This window comes from Pseudomonas morbosilactucae (assembly GCF_023241715.1).
Classification (GTDB): domain Bacteria; phylum Pseudomonadota; class Gammaproteobacteria; order Pseudomonadales; family Pseudomonadaceae; genus Aquipseudomonas; species Aquipseudomonas morbosilactucae.
This window is the reverse complement of the sequence record NZ_JALQCW010000005.1, coordinates 56,786-75,307: the sequence shown is the minus strand read 5'-3', so window position 1 is coordinate 75,307 and position 18,522 is coordinate 56,786. Positions and strand designations below refer to the sequence as shown.

The following is an 18,522-nucleotide window of genomic DNA, read 5'->3' as shown; positions in this document are numbered from 1 at the left end:
TCTGACTTACCATCGATACGTTGTTAACTATCGTCCCGCTCGCGGAGATATTCCTCGAGCAGCTTCTTCTCTTCTCCAGAAAGCGAGCGGCTTTCCAGAAGATCGGCGCGTCGTTCATAGGTCCGACCAAGGGACTGCTGTAAACGCCAACGCCGGATATGTGCGTGATTGCCACTTAGCAACACGTCGGGAACACGCTGATCCGCATACACCTCCGGTCGGGTGTAGTGCGGGCAATCCAGCAGACCATCCGTGAAGGAATCTTCCTCCGCGGAATCCGCATGCCCTAAAGCTCCAGGCAGCAGTCGCGTAACCGCATCAATCAGGACCATCGCCGGCAGCTCGCCACCGGAAAGTACATAGTCGCCAATCGACCACTCTTCATCGACATGAGCCTCAATAAAACGCTCGTCAATGCCTTCATAGCGACCGGCAATCAGGATCAATGCATCCTCATTCGCCAAATCGCGTACCGCCGACTGATTCAGCTGGCGGCCTTGGGGCGACAGGTAAATCACCTTCGCACCCTCCCCGGCTGCGTTTCTGGCCTGAACCAGTGCATCTTCCAGGGGCTTGATCTTCATCACCATGCCAGGGCCACCGCCAAACGGGCGATCGTCCACAGTGTGATGTCGATCCGTTGTGTAGTCTCGCGGATTCCAACAGGTGAGCTGCAAGAGCCCCTGTTTCACCGCGCGGCTGGTTATGCCGTAATCGCTGATGGCGGAAAACATCTCGGGAAACAAACTGATCACTTCTACGCGCAAGTTAGCCACGCTTAGAAGTCCGCATCCCATTCCACCTTCATCTCGCCTGCCGCCAGGTCGACGCTCAACACACATTGCTCCGTATAGGGCAACAAGCGTTCACGATCATCCAGGCTGCCAACGCAAGGCTTAACCACCATTACATCGTTCGAGCCAGTCTCCAGCAGGTGATCGATTTTCCCGAACAGTTGTCCGTGAGTGTCGATGACCTTGAGACCTTCCAGCTGGTACCAGTAGTACTCGCCGTCGGTCAGCTCAGGGAACAGGTTACGCGGCACGCAGATCTCATAACCGGCCAGAAGACGCGCTTCTTCACGATCATCGAGACCCTTGAGCTTTGCGACCAGGAACTTGTCATTCCCGCGTCCGCTGACCAGCTCAACCTGTTTCACGCTACCTTCGCGCTTGAGCGTCCAGGTTTTGTAGTCCAACAGGTTTTTAATCGGATCAGTAAAGGAATACACCTTCACTTCGCCGCGAACGCCATGAACAGAATAGATTTTGCCAATAACGATCAAATCATCAGCAGGAGCAGGCGTCGCGTTCATAGGGTTCAGGCTGCAGCCTTAGCCGATTCCTTCAGCAACTGAGCAACACGCTCAGAAGGCTGTGCACCAACGCTCAGCCAGTAGGCTACGCGCTCTTGGTTCACGGACAGGCGGACTTCTTGACCACGAGCGATCGGGTTGAAGAAGCCTACTTGTTCCTTGTGCGAACCGTCGCGTGGGTTGCGGCTGTCGGTCACGGTCAAGTGGTAAAACGGGCGCTTTTTGGAGCCGCCAAGGGCAAGACGGATTGTTAGCATGTGAACATCGTTCCTGTAGTCGGTGCTGCAAATCTAAATGCACAGCGGGCATGGGTGCCCGAAAGGCCGCATATTCTAAGGAATATCCGGACTTTTGCAAATGTCTTTTTCCGGCGCCTATCGGCCGCCATGCAGATTTGCTATAGAGCCGTCGCGAACAACGGCGAGTCAGCGCCCGCAAAAGCGGGTTGGCTGTGGATTCCACGTCCCCGTGGAAAGCGCCGGCATGACTGCCGGCGCGGATTCTTTACATCTTTGGCATGCCGCCGCCGGGCAACATTCCGCCCATGCCGCGCATCATTTTGGCCATACCGCCCTTGGCGGAGAATTTCTTCATCATCTTCTGCATCTGCTTGTGCTGCTTGATCAAGCGACCGATGTCCTGCACCTGGGTACCGGAACCCATGGCGATCCGACGCTTGCGCGAACCGCTGATCAGCTCAGGGTCACGGCGCTCGGCCGGGGTCATGGAGTTGATGATGGCTTCCATCTGTTTGAACTGCTTCTCGGCTGCGCCCTGGGCATTGCCCATCTGCGCCAGGTTGACCCCACCGATGTTCGGCAGCTTGTCCATGAGCCCGCCCAGGCCGCCCATGTTTTTCATCTGCTGCAGCTGATCGCGGAAGTCTTCGAGGTCGAAGCCCTTGCCCTTTTTCAGCTTCTTCGCAAGTTTGTCGGCCTTGTCTTTGTCAAGGGTCTGTTCGGCCTGTTCGATCAGGCTGAGCACGTCACCCATGCCGAGGATGCGCGAGGCAATACGCTCGGGGTGGAACGGCTCCAGAGCCTCGGTCTTCTCGCCCATACCGATGAACTTGATCGGTTTGCCGGTGATGGCGCGGACCGACAGTGCAGCACCGCCACGGGCATCACCATCGACCTTGGTCAGGATCACGCCGGTCAGTGGCAGTGCATCACCAAAAGCCTTGGCCGTGTTGGCGGCGTCCTGGCCGGTCATGGCGTCGACCACAAACAGGGTTTCCACGGGCTTGATGGCCGCGTGCAGCGCCTGGATCTCTTCCATCATCTCGCCGTCGATGTGCAGACGGCCGGCGGTGTCGACGATGACCACGTCGATGAATTTGAGTTTGGCTTCTTTAATAGCCGCTTCGGCGATGGCCACCGGCTTCTGGCTCAGGTCCGACGGGAAGAAGGTCACGCCGATGTCGTTGGCCAGGGTTTCCAGCTGTTTGATCGCCGCCGGACGGTAGACGTCCGCCGAGACCACCATCACGCTCTTCTTCTTGCGCTCTTTAAGGAAGCGCGCCAGCTTGCCGGCGGTGGTGGTTTTACCCGCACCCTGCAGACCGGCCATCAGGACCACGGCTGGCGGCACTGCACTGAGGTTCAAATCCTCGTTGGCGGCGCCCATCAGGCTTTCCAGTTCCGCCTGGACGATCTTCACGAAGGCCTGGCCCGGCGTCAGGCTGCGCGACACCTCGGTGCCGACCGCACGTTCCTTCACCGAATTGACGAAGTCTTTGACCACCGGCAAGGCGACGTCGGCTTCCAGCAACGCCATGCGCACTTCACGCAGGGTGTCTTTGATGTTGTCCTCGGTCAGCTTGGCCTTGCCGGTGACATGGCGCAGCGTCTGCGAGAGACGGTCGGTTAGGTTTTCAAACATGCGCGATCCTTTCAGGCCCAAGGTAGACCGGGGGTAATGGCGGCCCAGAGCGTAATAAACAAGTGCTCGATGAGCCTGCGGCGTGGGCAGGTCGCGGATTATAGCGAAGACTGCGCGTGGCGCACACCTCGCTGACTGCGGCCACGGTCTTTCGGCCCTCAGGGTTCTATGCCAAACTCAGCGACTTTCGGGCTTGCCTAACAGGATTTATGCTCCCCTTGTCACCCAGCTTGCTACCCACTATCGCCGCCGCTTGCCTCTACGCCGCTGCGACCGTCTATCAAGGCACTCGCCTGGCCAAAGGCACCAAGGCGGACAAACGCCTGCTGGTTACGCTGGGCATCTTCGCCCTGCTGGCTCACTGCACCAGCCTGTTCACTCACTTGGTCACGCCCGTCGGCCTGGGCCTGGACTTTTTCAGCGCAGCGAGCCTGATTGCTGCTGCCGTCATTGCCCTGACCCTCCTCGCCTGTTCGCGGATACCGGTGGAAAACCTGCTGATCCTGCTGTTCCCCCTCGGCGCCCTGACCGCGCTGACGGCGCAGTTCGTGCCCACTGGCACGGTGCCGGTGATTGATGAAGAGCCAGGGATTCTCGCCCACATCCTATTGTCGATCCTGGCCTACGGCATGTTCACCATCGCGGTGTTCCAGGCCTTGCTGCTGCTGGTGCAAGACCACCAACTCAAGCACAAACATCCCTCCGGGCTGATCAAGAACTTCCCGCCGCTGCAAACCATGGAAAGCCTGCTGTTCGGTTTCCTCTGGGCCGGCTGGACCCTGCTCTCGCTGTCGCTGATCTCCGGCTGGCTGTTTGTCGAGAACCTGTTTGCCCAGCACCTGGTGCACAAGACCCTGCTGGCCTGCCTGGCCTGGATCGTCTTCAGCGTGCTGCTGTGGGGCCGCAACCGCCTAGGCTGGCGCGGGCACAAGGCAATTCGCTGGACCCTGGCCGGATTCTGCCTGCTGATGCTGGCGTATTTCGGCAGCAAGCTGGTCCGTGAATACATCCTGCATATCTGACGAGCGGCGATCATGGACAACATGCCCATAGGGCCGATGCTCGCGGTAGTGGCCCTGCTGGTTTTATGGTCGGCACTGTTCACTGCCATCGAGGCCGCCCAACACCACCTGCTGACCCTGCGCGCCTCCCGCTCCGGAGACAAACCCCAGGGACGCCTGAACTTCCCCCGGGACAGCCTGATCCTGTGCAACACCCTCTGCCGAGTGCTGGTGGTGATTATCAGCACCCTGCTGGCGCTGTTCTACCAGGCGGAAAACGGCCCCTGGCTGGCCTGTCTGCTGACCACCTGCGGCTTGCTGATCCTGGCCGACTACCTGCCCCGTAGCGTGGCGGCGCGTTACCCGGAAGCCCTGCTGGGCCTGGGCAACACCCTGCTGGCCATCCCCCTGAAGATCATTTACCCGGCCGCCTGGCTGCTCAATGCCATCAGCCAGTTGCTGCTGCGCCCCTTCACGCCAAAGGCCAGCGTGGTGAAACAGAGCGATGACCGCCAGGACACTGAAACCGACGAGTCGCCGCCCCACGAGCACAGCCATCACCGCCCTCACGTGCTGTCCGGTATCCACGCCCTGGACAACATCACGGTCAATGACATTCTGGTGCCACGCAGCGACGTCGACGGGATCAACCTCGACGAGCCGATCGAAGCCATCATCGAACAGTTGCGCCTGTCCAAGCGCACACGCCTGCCGGTGTTCCACAGCGATATCAACCAGGTGGAGGCCGTGCTCAACACCCGGCAGATCCGCCATTTGCTGCCCGACGCCCGCCTGAGCAAAGAGGCCTTGCTGGCCGCCTGCCATGAGCCCTACTTCGTCCCCGAAAGCACCCCACTGCAACTGCAACTGCTGAACTTCCACAAACAGCAGCGGCGCCTGGGCATGGTGGTGGATGAATACGGTGAAGTGCTGGGCATCGTCACCCTGGAAGACATTCTCGAAGAAATCGTCGGCGAATTCGAAAGCGAACACAGCCTCGACAACCCCCATATCCACCCCCAGGCCGATGGCCGCTATGTGGTGGAAGGCGCCGCGTCGATTCGCGACCTGAACAAGAGCCTGGGCTGGCACCTGCCCTGCGACGGCCCCAAGACCCTCAACGGCCTGGTCACCGAAGCCCTGGAAACCATTCCCGACAGCGCCGTGTGCCTGAAGATCGGCCGCTATCGCCTGGAAATCCTCGAGACCGAGGACAACCGGGTCAGCCGCGTACTGATTTGGCACACCAGCTCGACACCCGTTGCGGCATAAACCTCAAGCGACGGTGAGTTCCGCGCAAAACGGCACCCTTAAAGCGATTAAACCCGCAAGATAGCCCCTGTTTTCTGGAAAAAATCGCCGTTTTTCCCCCTTGTTGAATCGATAGCCCCCTTCCTATAATCCCCAGGCTTATCCAAGCCCCGCCCGACCGCGTGCTACCCGCACTCAGCGCGTCCAGGCACCGCTTTATCGTGTCTGACCGGTGTTTGCTCCCATCCCGAGCCACCCCGCGCACGCCCCCTGATCCAGAGGGGTACGACCAATAATAATCCGCGTCCAAACGCGCACTGACTGTCAGGGATACCTCCATGAGCACCACCTATAACGAGGCCGCGACCGCCGCCCCGACCAACTCGACCGCTCGTGTTGCCACGGCAAGCATCGTCGGCACCGCCATCGAGTTCTACGACTTCTACATTTACGCCACGGCCGCCGCGCTGGTGATCGGCCCGGTGTTCTTCCCGCAAACCTCAGGCACGGCGCAGATGCTCGCCTCGTTCCTGACCTTCGGTATCGCCTTTATCGCCCGCCCCCTGGGCTCGGCGCTGTTCGGCCACTTTGGCGACCGCATCGGGCGCAAATCGACCCTGGTGGCCTCGTTGCTGCTGATGGGGATCTGCACCACGCTGATCGGCTTGCTGCCCGGGTACGACAGTATTGGGGCCTGGGCGCCGATCCTGTTGTGCGTGCTGCGCTTTGGCCAGGGCCTGGGCCTTGGGGGCGAATGGGGTGGCGCGGCCTTGCTGGCCACCGAGAACGCGCCCAAGGGCAAGCGCGCCTGGTTCGGCATGTTCCCCCAACTGGGCCCCTCCATCGGCTTCCTGGCGGCCAACGGCCTGTTCCTGATCCTGGCCATGGGCCTGAGCGATGAGCAGTTCCGCAGTTGGGGCTGGCGCATCCCGTTCATCCTCAGCGCCGCGCTGGTGATGGTGGGCCTGTATGCCCGCTTGAAGCTGCATGAAACACCGGTGTTCGCCAACGCGGTGGCCAAAGAAGCTCCGGTAAAAGTGCCGCTGGTGGAGCTGTTCAGCCAGCATTGGTTGCCGGTCCTGCTGGGCGCGGCGTCGATGGTGGTGTGCTACGCGCTGTTCTATATCACCACCGCATTTTCCCTGAGCTACGGCGTGTCCACCCTGGGCTATAGCCGTGAGACCTTTCTCGGGCTGCTGTGTTTCGCCGTGCTGTTCATGGGTTTGGCGACACCGATTGCCGCCCTGGCCAGCGACCGTTACGGACGCAAGCCGGTGCTGATCGTCGGCGCGGTGCTGGCCATTCTGTCGGGCTTCACCATGGAGCCGCTGCTGACCCACGGTTCGACCTGGGCAGTGGCGTTGTTCCTGGCCCTGGAGCTGTTTCTGATGGGCGTGACCTTCGCCCCGATGGGCGCGATGCTGCCAGAATTGTTCCCGACCCGTGTGCGTTATACCGGCGCTTCAGCGGCGTATAACCTGGGCGGGATTGTCGGCGCCTCGGCCGCCCCCTTCTTTGCCACGAAGCTGGTGGCGATGGGCGGTTTGAGTTACGTCGGCGGGTATGTGTCGGCAGCAGCGCTGCTCAGCCTGATCGCTGTGCTGTGCCTGAAAGAGACGCGGGATAACGACCTGAATCGGGTCGCCTGATAGAACCTATCGCCGGCAAGCCAGCCCCTACAAGGGTTATGTGTAGGAGCCGGCTTGCCGGCGATGCTGTCAGAGTTCGACAACAACCGCCTGGGAAGCACGGGTCGCCTTGGCCCGGGCGGCCTCGATCGACTCGTCACGCGCCAGGGCGACGCCCATGCGGCGCTGACCATTGACTTCCGGCTTACCGAACAGACGCAGCGCCGTGTCCGGCTCGCTCAGGGCCGCGCCCAGGTTGGCGAACGCGGTCTGGGTCGACTGGCCCTCCACCAGAATCACCGCCGATGCCGAAGGCCCGAACTGACGGATCAGCGGAATCGGCAAGCCCAGGATTGCCCGCGCATGCAGGGCGAATTGCGACAGGTCCTGGGAGATCAAGGTCACCAGACCGGTGTCATGGGGGCGCGGCGACACTTCGCTGAACCACACCTGATCACCCTTGATAAACAACTCAACGCCAAACAGACCACGACCGCCCAGGGCTTCGGTGACCGCTTTGGCCACGCGCTCGGATTCGGCCAAGGCTTTCGGGCTCATGGCCTGGGGCTGCCAGGATTCCTGATAGTCGCCCTTCTCCTGACGATGGCCCACAGGCGCGCAGAAGGTGGTGCCGCCCACGTGGCGCACGGTCAGCAGGGTGATTTCGTAATCGAAGTCGATAAAGCCTTCGATGATCACTCGGCCTTTGCCAGCACGTCCGCCTTCCTGAGCGTAATCCCAGGCTTTCTGCACGTCATCAGCGCTGCGCAGCAGGCTCTGGCCCTTGCCCGAGGAACTCATCACCGGCTTGACCACACAGGGGAAGCCCAGGTCTTCCACGGCCTTGCGGTAATCTTCGACGGTGTCGGCAAAGTGGTACGGCGAGGTCGGCAGGTCCAACTCTTCAGCGGCCAGGCGACGAATGCCTTCACGGTTCATGGTCAGCGAAGTGGCGCGCGCCGTCGGGATCACGGTGAAGCCTTCGGCTTCCAGCTCCACCAGGGTGGCGGTGGCGATGGCTTCGATTTCCGGCACGATGAAGTGCGGTTTCTCCGCCTCGATCACTGCCCGCAGGGCGGCTCCGTCGAGCATGTTGATCACGTGGCTGCGGTGGGCCACTTGCATGGCCGGGGCATTGGCGTAGCGGTCCACGGCAATCACTTCAACGCCCAGGCGTTGCAGCTCGATCACCACTTCCTTGCCCAACTCGCCACAGCCACAGAGCAAAACGCGGGTCGCGGTTGGCGACAATGGAGTTCCGATACGGGTCATCTGCAGGTCCTCAAAGGAGCGGATCATCGAGGGCCGAGCGCCAAGCGGGCGGCCCATGGGGAGAAAGCGCGGCATTTTACATGAAGCGCGAGGTTTGGCCTCAGCTGGCGCACGCAGCTTTGCGCAGGCGCCAGGCCATGGCCAGCCAAACCACGGTCACACCGGCGAACTTCGAGCCCAGGGCCGTGAGGATCACCCCAGGCGTCAAGGCATCGATCAGGCCGAAGAAGATAAAGGTGTCCAGGGGAATGCTCAGCGCCGAACTGATCCATAGGCGGTCGTGCAGCGGACGCTTGGTGATGCTGAACACCAGCCAGTCAATGCATTCGGATACGGCGAACGCCGTGGCGCTGGCCAGAGCAATGGCCGGATCGGAGGTCACGTAAGACAGGACCAGCGCCGCCAGCATGGCCAGGATGGCGCCGTGGCCGAAACGGGTCTGCACCATGTCGCGCAATACGAACACCAACCCACCCCATGCCGACCAGATGATGTCCAGGTGCGGAGCGGTGGAAAAGGCGTAGTTGATCAGCACGACACTGCTGATGTAGGCAATCAGGAAGAGCATGGGGTGCAAAGTACCTGTCAGGAAGGCGCACAGGGTACTTCAAGCGCGGGGCCTGGGCCAAGAACGTCTGATGCGCTGCTCGCAGGCAAACCGGCCCCTACACAGGGGCCACCACCATCAGCTTGCCGGGCTGGAACCTATCATCCATAACAGTCCACTGGACTTGGCCCGCTCATGGCACAAGACCAGCACCGCGCGACGTTCGGTGTTGTCCATCCGACTCCAGCGGGTGATTTCATCCACCGTGCGCTGGCAGCCGGTGCAGATATCGTCATCATCCAGCGCGCAGATACTGACGCAGGGTGAAGCGACGGGGCGTTCGATGGGGGTCATTCTTCTTGCTCAACCAGATCTCGGGCATACCGCTGGGCATTATGCACGTAGTGCGCGGCACTGGCTTCGAGCATCTTCTTCTGGGCCTCGGTCAGCTCACGCACTACTTTTCCCGGGGACCCCATCACCAGCGAACCGTCGGGAATTTCCTTGCCTTCGCCGATCAGGGAATTGGCGCCGATGATGCAGTTTTTGCCGATTTTTGCGCCATTGAGGATCACCGCGTTAATCCCGATCAGGCTGTAGTCACCCACCGTGCAGCCATGCAGCATGGCGTTGTGGCCGATGGTCACGCCGGTGCCGATGGTCAGTGGATACCCCATGTCGGTGTGCATCACCGTACCGTCCTGGACGTTGCTGTTCTTGCCGATCAGGATCAGCTCGTTGTCGCCGCGCAGCACCGCGTTGAACCAGACATTGGCCCCCTCTTCCAGCTTGACCTTGCCCACCAGCGTGGCGTTCGGGGCGACCCAGCTCTGGGCATGGGTCTCGACTCGGGCGTCGCCCAGGCGGTATTTCATCTTATTGTCCTCAAGGCTCAGGCAGCCGCGGGTTAAGGCCATACGTGGCGATGGCTTGTCAGAGAGTGATGTAGCTTTTGGGGGGCTGATGCAGGCTGATGTTGGCGTCGTACAGCAGGTTGATCAACTCGACGATCATGATCGCCGTCAGCCCCCAGATCTTGTATTCGCCATAACGGTAACTGGGCACGTACCAACTGCGCCCCTGGTAATCAATGCGATGGGTGTGCTCGCGCGGGTCCTGGCGGAAGAACTCCAGGGGCACACTGAACACCGCAGCGATCTCGGCGTCGTTGGCCAGGTATTCGACGTAATCGGGAATCACCCCCACATAAGGCGTGACCTTGATCCCATGACGGGATACCAGCGGGCTCAGGGGGCCGATGATTTCCACCAGCCCCGGCGGCAGGCCAATCTCTTCTTCGGCTTCGCGCAGGGCAGTAAAGATCAGGTCCGGGTCTTCAGGGTCGCGCCGGCCTCCGGGAAAGGCCACTTCACCGCCATGGGTGGACAGGCCGCTGGCCCGCAGGGTCAGCACCAGTTCAGGTTCAGCGCTACGGGTGATGGGCACCAGCACCGCAGCCTCCGGGAAACGCGTATCGGTCTCCAGCGTCAGCGGCGTGTAATTGCTTACCCGATGAAGTAGCTCGTCCAGCATGAGGCATCTCGATCTGTTGGCTACCGTGCATCATGCACCAATCCCCGCAACCGCCCAACCCCCGAGCCCCGCCATGTCGCTTAACGACAACTTGCCGACAACAGGCCGCGCACGCCAAGATAGGCGCAGCCTTTTCGGATACCCAGCATGAAATTTTGCAGTCAGTGCGGCAACACAGTGACCCAGCGCATTCCTGAAGGCGACTCCCGCCTGCGATTCGTCTGCGATCACTGCCAGACCATCCATTATCAGAACCCCAACATCGTCGCCGGCTGCGTGCCGACCTGGGGCACCCAGGTGCTTTTGTGTCGGCGTGCCATCGAGCCGCGCCGGGGTTACTGGACCCTGCCAGCAGGCTTTATGGAGAACGGCGAAACCGTCGAGCAGGCGGCCATCCGCGAAACCCTCGAGGAAGCCTGCGCCCGGGTCCGGAACCCGCGCATCTACACCCTGATCGACGTGCCCCATATCAGCCAGGTGCATGTATTCTTCCGTGCGGAACTGGCGGACCTGGACTTTGCCGCCGGCGAAGAAAGCCTGGAAGTCAGGCTCTTCGAAGAACACGAAATCCCTTGGTCCGAGCTGGCTTTCCGCACGGTCGGGCGTACCTTAGAATGCTTCTTCGCGGACCGTCGCACCGAGGATTACCCGGTACGCTCCGAATCGATTGCAGCACCCGCTCAACCTGCCATCACTTAAACAATAAACCGTACGCGGCACCTGCGTACGCCTGGGGATATCGTGTCAATGCGCTGGTTGCTTGCCCTGCTCTGCTGGTCTTTCGTTGCCCTGTCCCAGGCCTCCACGGTGGAAACCCTGGACGGCAAAATCATCGAAAAAGTCCTGGTCCTCAAATCTGCCCACCAACTGCAGCTGATCAACGACGGCAAGCCCCTCAAGACCTATCGCATCTCCCTGGGCAAGGGCCCCAAGGGCCCGAAACTCATGGAAGGCGACAAACGCACCCCCGAGGGGTTTTACTGGCTCGACTGGCGCAAGCCCAGTGACCGCTATTACCTGTCGATGCACATCTCCTACCCCAACATCAGCGACTCCGCCCGGGCCCGGCGCGAAGGCGTGCCGCCGGGCGGCATGATCATGATCCACGGCACCCCGGACAGCGAAGACTACCCGGAGCAGTTCTTCCATACCCTGGACTGGACCGACGGCTGCATCGCCATGCGCAACGTCGACATGCGCGAAGTCTGGGGCCTGGTCAAAGACGGCACGATGATTGAAATACGCCCCTGATCGCCAGGCATAAAAAAACCCGCTGACCGTAACCGGTTCAGCGGGTTTTTCATGGGTGGCAACCTTAGAAGTCTTCCAGGCGCCAGACTTCATAAGCCGGAGTCTCGTAGGGATGGCTCTGCTTGAGGGCCATCACCACCGAGCGTACCAGCTCATCGGCGACCACCAGCTCCACCTTCCACTCCTCCACCTGCTCGGTCAGACCGGTTTGCCCAAGGAACGGCTGACTGCCGTCCCGCGGGCGAAACTGGCCCTGGCCCAGCACCTGCCACGCACACTGGTCATAGTCGCCAATACGACCGCCACCGGCGGCGAATACGGCGTTCTTGACCACGTCCACGTGGCTGGGCGGAACAAAGAAGCAGAGCTTGTACATGCCCTTAGTTCACCCACACACGAGCGTTGCGGAACATGCGCATCCACGCGCCGTCTTCGCTCCACTCGTCCGGACGCCAGGAGTTCTGCGCGGCACGGAACACCCGCTCAGGGTGCGGCATCATGATGGTGACGCGACCGTCGCGGCTGGTGAGGCCGGTGATCCCGCGCGGCGAGCCGTTCGGGTTGGCCGGGTAGTTTTCAGTGACCTTGCCGTGGTTGTCGACGAAACGCAGAGCCACGCAACCGGACAGGTCGGCTTCCAGCAGGGCTTCGGCGCTTTCGAACTCGGCATGACCTTCGCCGTGAGCGATGGCGATTGGCATACGCGAACCGGCCATGCCCTGCAGGAAGATCGAGTTCGACTCCTGCACCTGGACCATGGCCACACGGGCTTCGAACTGCTCGGAACGGTTACGCACGAAGTGCGGCCAGAACTCGCTGCCCGGGATCAGCTCGTGCAGGTTGGACATCATCTGGCAACCGTTGCACACACCGAGGGTGAAGCTGTCGTTGCGCTCGAAGAAGCCCTGGAAAGCGTCGCGGGCACGGCTGTTGAACAGGGCCGACTTGGCCCAGCCTTCACCGGCACCCAGCACGTCGCCGTAGGAGAAACCACCGCAAGCCACCAGGCCCTTGAACTCGTTCAGGTCGACACGGCCGGCCAGAATGTCACTCATGTGCACGTCGATGGCATTGAAGCCGGCCCGGTCGAACGCCGCAGCCATTTCCACCTGACCATTGACGCCCTGCTCACGCAGCACGGCAACCTGTGGACGGATGCCTTTCTTGATGTAAGGCGCGGCCACGTCCTGGTTCACGTCGAAGCTCAGCTTGACGCTCAGGCCCGGGTTGTCTTCTTCCAGCAACACGTCGAACTCTTGCTCGGCGCAGTCGGCGTTATCACGCAGGCGCTGAATCTGGTAGCTGGTCTCGGCCCACTGGCGTTGCAGCAGACGACGCTGGCCTTCGAACACGGTCTCACCGTTGAAGGTGATGATGATCTGGCCGTTGTTGATCGGCTGACCGATCACCGACACGCACTCGCCCAAGCCCGCTGCGCTGAACTGCGCGAGGATGTCCGGTGTGGCGTCCTGACGAACCTGGATGACGGCACCCAGCTCTTCGTTGAACAGGATTGCCGCGATGTCAGCGGACGTTTCTGCCAGGCCGTCGAGGTTCAGGCTCAGGCCGCAGTGACCGGCAAAGGCCATTTCCACAGCGCTGGTCAGCAAACCACCGTCGGAACGGTCGTGGTACGCCAGCAGGTGACCGTCGGCGTTGAGGCCCTGGATCACGACGAAGAAGGCTTTGAGGTCTTCAGCGTCGTCAACGTCCGGCGCCTGCTTGCCGAGCTTGCCGTGGGTCTGGGCGAGTATCGACGCGCCCATGCGGTTCTGGCCACGGCCCAGGTCGATCAGGATCAGATCGGTGGTGCCCTTGTCCATGCGCAGTTGCGGGGTCAGGGTCTGACGGACGTCCGCTACAGGCGCGAAGCCGGTCACGATCAAGGACATCGGCGACGTGACAGTCTTGTCTTCGCCGTTGTCGTTCCAGCGGGTGGCCATGGACATCGAGTCCTTGCCCACCGGAATGGTGATACCCAGCTCAGGGCACAGCTCCATGCCGACCGCTTTCACAGTGTCGTACAGACGCGCGTCTTCGCCCGGGTGGCCGGCAGCGGACATCCAGTTCGCCGACAACTTGATGTCGGAGATTTTGTTGATGCGCGAGGCGGCGATGTTGGTCAGGGTTTCACCAATGGCCATACGGCCAGACGCCGGAGCGTCCAGCAGTGCCAGCGGCGTCCGCTCGCCCATGGCCATGGCTTCACCGGTGTAGACGTCAAAACTGGTGGCGGTGACGGCAACGTCGGCCACCGGAACCTGCCATGGCCCCACCATCTGGTCACGGGCCACAAGGCCGGTGATCGTGCGGTCGCCGATGGTGATCAGGAAGCTCTTGCTGGCGACGGCCGGGTGATGCAGTACGCGCTCGATGCTTTCGCCGATGTCGAGGGTGCTCGGATCGAAATCATCGCCCAGCTCAGCTTCGCGAACCACCGAACGGTGCATGCGCGGCGCCTTGCCCAGCAACACTTCCAGTGGCATGTCCACCGGGTTGTTGCCGAAGTGGCTATCCGTGACAGTCAACTGCGGTTCGGCCGTGGCTTCACCGACAACGGCAAACGGGCAACGCTCACGTTCGCAGATGGCCTGGAAGCGCGCGAAGTCTTCAGGGCCGACCGCCAGGACGTAACGCTCCTGGGATTCGTTGCTCCAGATTTCGTGCGGGGCCATGCCCGGCTCGTCGTTCGGAATGTTGCGCAGTTCGAAACGGCCACCGCGGTCGCCGTCGTTGACCAGTTCCGGGAAGGCGTTGGACAGACCGCCCGCCCCCACGTCGTGGATGAAGCTGATCGGGTTCTTGTCGCCCAACTGCCAGCAACGGTCGATCACTTCCTGGCAACGACGCTCCATTTCAGGGTTTTCACGCTGAACGGACGCGAAGTCCAGGTCCGCCGAACTGGTGCCGGTGGCCATGGAAGAAGCCGCGCCGCCGCCCAGGCCGATCAGCATCGCCGGGCCGCCGAGCACGATCAGCTTGGAGCCCACGACGATTTCGCCTTTCTTGACGTGTTCTTCACGGATGTTGCCCATGCCGCCGGCCAACATGATCGGCTTGTGGTAACCGCGAACCTCGTCGCCATGGGGCGTGCTGATCGACTGCTCGAAGGTACGGAAATAGCCGGTCAGGGCCGGACGACCGAATTCGTTGTTGAACGCAGCGCCGCCCAGCGGGCCTTCAATCATGATGTCCAGCGCGGTGACAATGCGCTCAGGCTTGCCGTACGCCACTTCCCACGGCTGTTCGAAGCCCGGGATCTGCAGGTTGGACACGGTGAAACCGGTCAGGCCAGCCTTGGGCTTGGCGCCACGACCGGTGGCGCCTTCGTCGCGAATCTCGCCGCCGGAACCGGTGGACGCGCCCGGGAAGGGAGCGATCGCGGTTGGGTGGTTATGGGTTTCGACCTTCATCAGGATGTGCACCGGCTCTTGCACCGCGCCGTACTGGCGGGTTTCAGGGTCCGGGAAGAAGCGGCCGGCAACGTTGCGACGATCACCGAGGCGTTGTCTTTATAAGCCGACAACACGCCTTCGCTGTGCATCTGATAGGTGTTTTTGATCATGCCGAACAGGCTTTTTTCCTGGCTCTGACCGTCAATATCCCAACTGGCGTTGAAGATCTTGTGGCGGCAGTGCTCGGAGTTGGCCTGGGCGAACATCATCAGTTCGATGTCGTGCGGGTTGCGCTTGAGGCCGATGAAGGCGTTGACCAGGTAATCGATCTCGTCTTCGGCCAGGGCCAGGCCCAACTCGGTGTTGGCCTGCTCCAGCGCAGCGCGGCCGCCGCCGAGGATGTCGATGGCGGTCAGCGGCTTCGGCTCGGCGTGGCTGAACAAGCCGGATGCCTGCTCAAGGTTGCCGAGGACGATCTGGGTCATGCGGTCGTGCAGGGCATCGGCGACCTGTTGCGCCTCAGCTTCGCTGAACTCGCCGGTCACGTAGAACGCAATACCACGCTCCAGGCGCTGGATCTTGCCCAGGCCACAGTTGCGGGCGATATCGCTGGCCTTGCTCGACCAGGGCGAGATGGTGCCGAAACGCGGCAACACCAGGAACAGTCGGCCGGTGGGTTCTTGTACCGGTACGCTTGGGCCGTACTTCAGAAGGCGCGCAAGCACCTGCTGTTCGTCGCCGGTCAGGTCGCCGGTAACTTCGGCGAAGTGAGCGAATTCAGCATACAAGCCACTGACAGCCGGGACAGATCGGCTCAGTTGCTCAAGGAGTTTGCTGTGGCGAAAGGCAGAAAGGGCAGGAGCGCCGCGCAGGATCAACATCTTCGGGACAGCCTCGGGAAGGGGGTGTGCTTTGAGGCCGTGCATTCTAACGTAAACCGCCCGCAACGGCACTCGAAACGCTACGCAGGGCAGCGGTCAGGCGTCGGCCCATGACTGGCCCCCTATAACAAAGGGGGATCAAGGCCATTCAGACGGGTTATTTACAAGGGGTTGGCAGCGCCCGATGCCCCATTCTTGAGGGCTGCAGCCGGGAGCGGAAATCTCTAGCAGACAAGCCCTTCGCTGTCGAGATATGGCGGCCGTTATCCTTTGCGTATACTGCGCAAATGTTTTCCCCTATGGCGTTACGTCCGCGCTGGGCCAAGTGGCTTATCGCAACTGGACTCTTCCTGATGCTCGGTGCCTGTGTTGAAAAACCCAGCACCCTGGAGCGTGTAAAGGAGGATGGTGTGCTGCGGGTGGTTACCCGTAACAGCCCGGCCACCTACTTTCAGGACCGCAACGGCGAAACCGGCTTCGAATACGAGCTGGTGAAGCGCTTCGCCGACGATTTGGGGGTGGAGTTGAAGATCGAAACCGCCGACAACCTCGACGACCTCTTCGACCAGCTAGGCAAGCCCGGCGGCCCGGTGATCGCCGCTGCCGGCCTGGTCAGCAGCGACAAACGCAAGCAACAGGTACGGTTTTCCCACTCCTACCTCGAAGTCACCCCGCAAATCATTTATCGCAACGGCCAATCGCGCCCCACCACCCCGGAAAACCTGGTGGGCAAGCACATCATGGTGCTCAAGGGCAGCACCCATGCCGAGCAGCTGGCGGACCTCAAGCTCAAGTACCCCGGCATCGAATACGAAGAGTCCGATGCAGTGGAGGTGGTCGACCTGCTACGCATGGTCGATGAAGGCCAAATCGATTTGACCCTGGTGGACTCCAATGAACTGGCGATGAACCAGGTGTATTTCCCCAACGTGCGGGTCGCCTTCGACCTGGGCGACGCCAAGAGCCAGAGCTGGGCCGTGGCTGCGGGCGAAGACAACAGCCTGCTCAACGAGATCAACGCGTTCCTCGACAAGGTCGAGAAGAACGGCACCCTGCAACGCTTGAAAGACCGCTATTACGGCCACGTGGACGTCCTCGGCTACGTCGGCGCCTACACCTTTGCCCAGCACCTGCAACAGCGCTTGCCCAAGTATGAAAAGCACTTCAAGGCCTCGGCCAAAACGGAAAAGGTCGACTGGCGCCTGCTGGCAGCCGTGGGTTATCAGGAGTCCATGTGGCAACCGGCCGTGACCTCCAAGACCGGCGTACGCGGCCTGATGATGCTGACCCAGAACACCGCCCAGGCCATGGGCGTGTCCAACCGCCTGGACCCCAAGCAGAGCATCAGCGGCGGCGCCAAGTACCTGGCCCTGATCAAGGATCAGTTGGATGAAAAGATCGAGGAGCCGGATCGCACCTGGTTCGCCCTCGCCGCCTACAACGTCGGCACCGGCCACCTGGACGACGCACGCAAGCTGGCGGAGAAAGAGGGGCTCAACCCCAACAAGTGGCTGGACGTGAAGAAAATGCTCCCGCGCCTGTCGCAAAAGCAGTGGTACAGCAAGACCCGCTATGGCTACGCCCGAGGCGGCGAGCCGGTGCATTTCGTGGCCAACATCCGTCGCTACTACGACATTCTGACCTGGGTGACCCAGCCGCAGCTGGAGGGGGACCAGGTGGCCGAAGGCAACCTGCATGTGCCCGGCGTAGACAAGACCAAGCCCACAGAAGAAAACCCGCCGCTTTAAGCTCTTCGCTGGCCAGCCTGCTCCCACAGGAGCCGGCTCGCCGGCGATCACTCCTCAGGCCTTTGCGGCCGCCAGGATCAACGCCTTCATTTCCGCCACTGCACCTTTGAAACCCACGAACAGCGCATGGGCCACCAAGGCGTGACCGATGTTCAGTTCATTGATGCCCTTGATCGCCGCTACGGCTTCAACGTTGTGGTAATGCAGGCCGTGGCCGGCATTGACGATCAAACCCTGGGCCAAGCCCACAGCCACCCCTTCGACAATGCGCTGCAGTTCGTCCGCCACTTCGCTCGGGGTCTGGGCATCGGCGTAGCGCCCGGTGTGCAGCTCGATGGCCGGCGCGCCGACCCGGCGCGAGGCTTCGATCTGACGCTCGTCGGCGTCGATGAACAAAGACACTTCGGCACCGATCTTCGACAGGCGCTCTACCGCAGCCTTGATCCGCGCTTCCTGACCGGCCACATCCAGGCCACCCTCGGTGGTCAGCTCCTGGCGGGTTTCCGGCACCAGGCAGATATGCGCCGGACGGATACGCTCGGCGAACGCCATCATTTCTTCGGTGACGCCCATCTCGAAGTTCATGCGGGTCTGCAGCACGTCCTTGAGCAGCAACACGTCGCGCTCCTGGATATGCCGGCGGTCTTCGCGCAGGTGCACGGTGATGCCATCAGCACCCGCCTCTTCCGCGTCCAGGGCCGCCTTGACCGGATCGGGGTAACGGGTACCCCGGGCCTGGCGCAAGGTGGCAACGTGGTCGATGTTCACGCCGAGAAGAATGCGGTTGCTGGTGCTCACGGAAGCGCTCCTGAATAAATG

The 18,522-nt window shown here is 61.6% G+C and carries 17 protein-coding genes and 1 pseudogene; 6 read left to right on the top strand and 12 right to left on the bottom strand.

Going from position 1 to position 18,522, the window contains the following annotated elements:
- Nucleotides 1-23: 23 nt before the first annotated feature.
- From trmD to ffh, 4 genes are all read right to left on the bottom strand, one after another.
- Nucleotides 24-797: a tRNA (guanosine(37)-N1)-methyltransferase TrmD gene (gene trmD, locus M1B34_RS02890; protein WP_185039417.1), complete on the bottom strand. Its 774-nt coding sequence runs from the start codon at nt 795-797 to the stop codon at nt 24-26.
- Nucleotides 779-1,315 carry a ribosome maturation factor RimM gene (gene rimM / locus M1B34_RS02885; protein ID WP_123336855.1) on the bottom strand — a complete coding sequence of 179 codons (537 nt, stop codon included), beginning with the start codon at nt 1,313-1,315 and terminating at the stop codon, nt 779-781. The genes trmD and rimM overlap by 19 nt, the downstream gene beginning before the upstream one ends.
- Nucleotides 1,316-1,320: 5 nt before the next feature.
- Nucleotides 1,321-1,572, bottom strand: coding sequence for a 30S ribosomal protein S16 (gene rpsP / locus M1B34_RS02880; RefSeq protein WP_007927680.1), 252 nt, complete (start codon nt 1,570-1,572; stop codon nt 1,321-1,323).
- Between the two features lie 247 nt (nt 1,573-1,819).
- Nucleotides 1,820-3,196, bottom strand: coding sequence for a signal recognition particle protein (gene ffh, locus M1B34_RS02875; RefSeq protein ID WP_123336857.1), 1,377 nt, complete (start codon nt 3,194-3,196; stop codon nt 1,820-1,822).
- A 209-nt stretch (nt 3,197-3,405) separates the two neighbouring features.
- Here ffh and M1B34_RS02870 point away from each other — a divergent pair, with 209 nt between their 5' ends.
- The 3 genes from M1B34_RS02870 to M1B34_RS02860 all read left to right on the top strand — a co-directional run bounded on the left by M1B34_RS02870 (nt 3,406) and on the right by M1B34_RS02860 (nt 7,097).
- Complete coding sequence (locus tag M1B34_RS02870) at nt 3,406-4,218, top strand: cytochrome C assembly family protein (RefSeq protein WP_123336859.1); 813 nt, start codon at nt 3,406-3,408, stop codon at nt 4,216-4,218.
- A gap of 12 nt (nt 4,219-4,230) precedes the next feature.
- On the top strand, nt 4,231-5,469 hold the full coding sequence (locus M1B34_RS02865; RefSeq protein ID WP_268264404.1) for a transporter associated domain-containing protein: 1,239 nt from the start codon (nt 4,231-4,233) through the stop codon (nt 5,467-5,469).
- A 317-nt stretch (nt 5,470-5,786) separates the two neighbouring features.
- Complete coding sequence (locus tag M1B34_RS02860) at nt 5,787-7,097, top strand: MFS transporter (RefSeq protein WP_268261435.1); 1,311 nt, start codon at nt 5,787-5,789, stop codon at nt 7,095-7,097.
- A 69-nt stretch (nt 7,098-7,166) separates the two neighbouring features.
- Here M1B34_RS02860 and purT read toward each other — a convergent pair whose 3' ends face one another.
- From purT to M1B34_RS02835, 5 genes are all read right to left on the bottom strand, one after another.
- The gene (gene purT, locus M1B34_RS02855) at nt 7,167-8,348 is read right to left on the bottom strand and encodes a formate-dependent phosphoribosylglycinamide formyltransferase (RefSeq protein WP_123337512.1); all 1,182 of its coding nucleotides are present in this window, start codon (nt 8,346-8,348) and stop codon (nt 7,167-7,169) included.
- A 100-nt stretch (nt 8,349-8,448) separates the two neighbouring features.
- Nucleotides 8,449-8,916, bottom strand: coding sequence for a VUT family protein (locus tag M1B34_RS02850; protein ID WP_268264403.1), 468 nt, complete (start codon nt 8,914-8,916; stop codon nt 8,449-8,451).
- A 117-nt stretch (nt 8,917-9,033) separates the two neighbouring features.
- Nucleotides 9,034-9,249 carry a DUF1289 domain-containing protein gene (locus tag M1B34_RS02845; RefSeq protein ID WP_268264402.1) on the bottom strand — a complete coding sequence of 72 codons (216 nt, stop codon included), beginning with the start codon at nt 9,247-9,249 and terminating at the stop codon, nt 9,034-9,036.
- Complete coding sequence (locus M1B34_RS02840) at nt 9,246-9,770, bottom strand: gamma carbonic anhydrase family protein (protein WP_123336869.1); 525 nt, start codon at nt 9,768-9,770, stop codon at nt 9,246-9,248. Before M1B34_RS02840 ends, M1B34_RS02845 begins: the two co-directional genes overlap by 4 nt.
- Before the next feature lie 58 nt (nt 9,771-9,828).
- Nucleotides 9,829-10,428: a CoA pyrophosphatase gene (locus tag M1B34_RS02835; RefSeq protein WP_123336870.1), complete on the bottom strand. Its 600-nt coding sequence runs from the start codon at nt 10,426-10,428 to the stop codon at nt 9,829-9,831.
- Nucleotides 10,429-10,575: 147 nt separating this feature from the next.
- Here M1B34_RS02835 and M1B34_RS02830 point away from each other — a divergent pair, with 147 nt between their 5' ends.
- Both M1B34_RS02830 and M1B34_RS02825 read left to right on the top strand, forming a co-directional pair.
- The gene (locus tag M1B34_RS02830) at nt 10,576-11,127 is read left to right on the top strand and encodes an NUDIX hydrolase (RefSeq protein WP_268264401.1); all 552 of its coding nucleotides are present in this window, start codon (nt 10,576-10,578) and stop codon (nt 11,125-11,127) included.
- 48 nt (nt 11,128-11,175) lie between these two features.
- Nucleotides 11,176-11,679 (top strand): L,D-transpeptidase family protein, encoded by a 504-nt coding sequence (locus M1B34_RS02825; protein ID WP_268264400.1) that lies wholly within the window; start codon nt 11,176-11,178, stop codon nt 11,677-11,679.
- Nucleotides 11,680-11,743: 64 nt separating this feature from the next.
- Here the strand turns inward: M1B34_RS02825 and M1B34_RS02820 are convergent, their stop codons facing one another.
- Both M1B34_RS02820 and purL read right to left on the bottom strand, forming a co-directional pair.
- Nucleotides 11,744-12,055: a YqfO family protein gene (locus M1B34_RS02820; RefSeq protein ID WP_123336876.1), complete on the bottom strand. Its 312-nt coding sequence runs from the start codon at nt 12,053-12,055 to the stop codon at nt 11,744-11,746.
- A gap of 4 nt (nt 12,056-12,059) precedes the next feature.
- Nucleotides 12,060-15,955, bottom strand: a pseudogene (gene purL / locus M1B34_RS02815) (phosphoribosylformylglycinamidine synthase).
- Nucleotides 15,956-16,242: 287 nt separating this feature from the next.
- Here purL and mltF point away from each other — a divergent pair.
- Nucleotides 16,243-17,703, top strand: a complete 1,461-nt coding sequence (gene mltF, locus M1B34_RS02810) for a membrane-bound lytic murein transglycosylase MltF (RefSeq protein ID WP_123336880.1) — start codon at nt 16,243-16,245, stop codon at nt 17,701-17,703.
- 54 nt (nt 17,704-17,757) lie between these two features.
- On the opposite strand, the gene pdxJ is transcribed toward mltF, so the two are convergent.
- Complete coding sequence (pdxJ, locus tag M1B34_RS02805; RefSeq protein ID WP_268261438.1) at nt 17,758-18,501, bottom strand: pyridoxine 5'-phosphate synthase; 744 nt, start codon at nt 18,499-18,501, stop codon at nt 17,758-17,760.
- Nucleotides 18,502-18,522 lie beyond the last annotated feature (21 nt).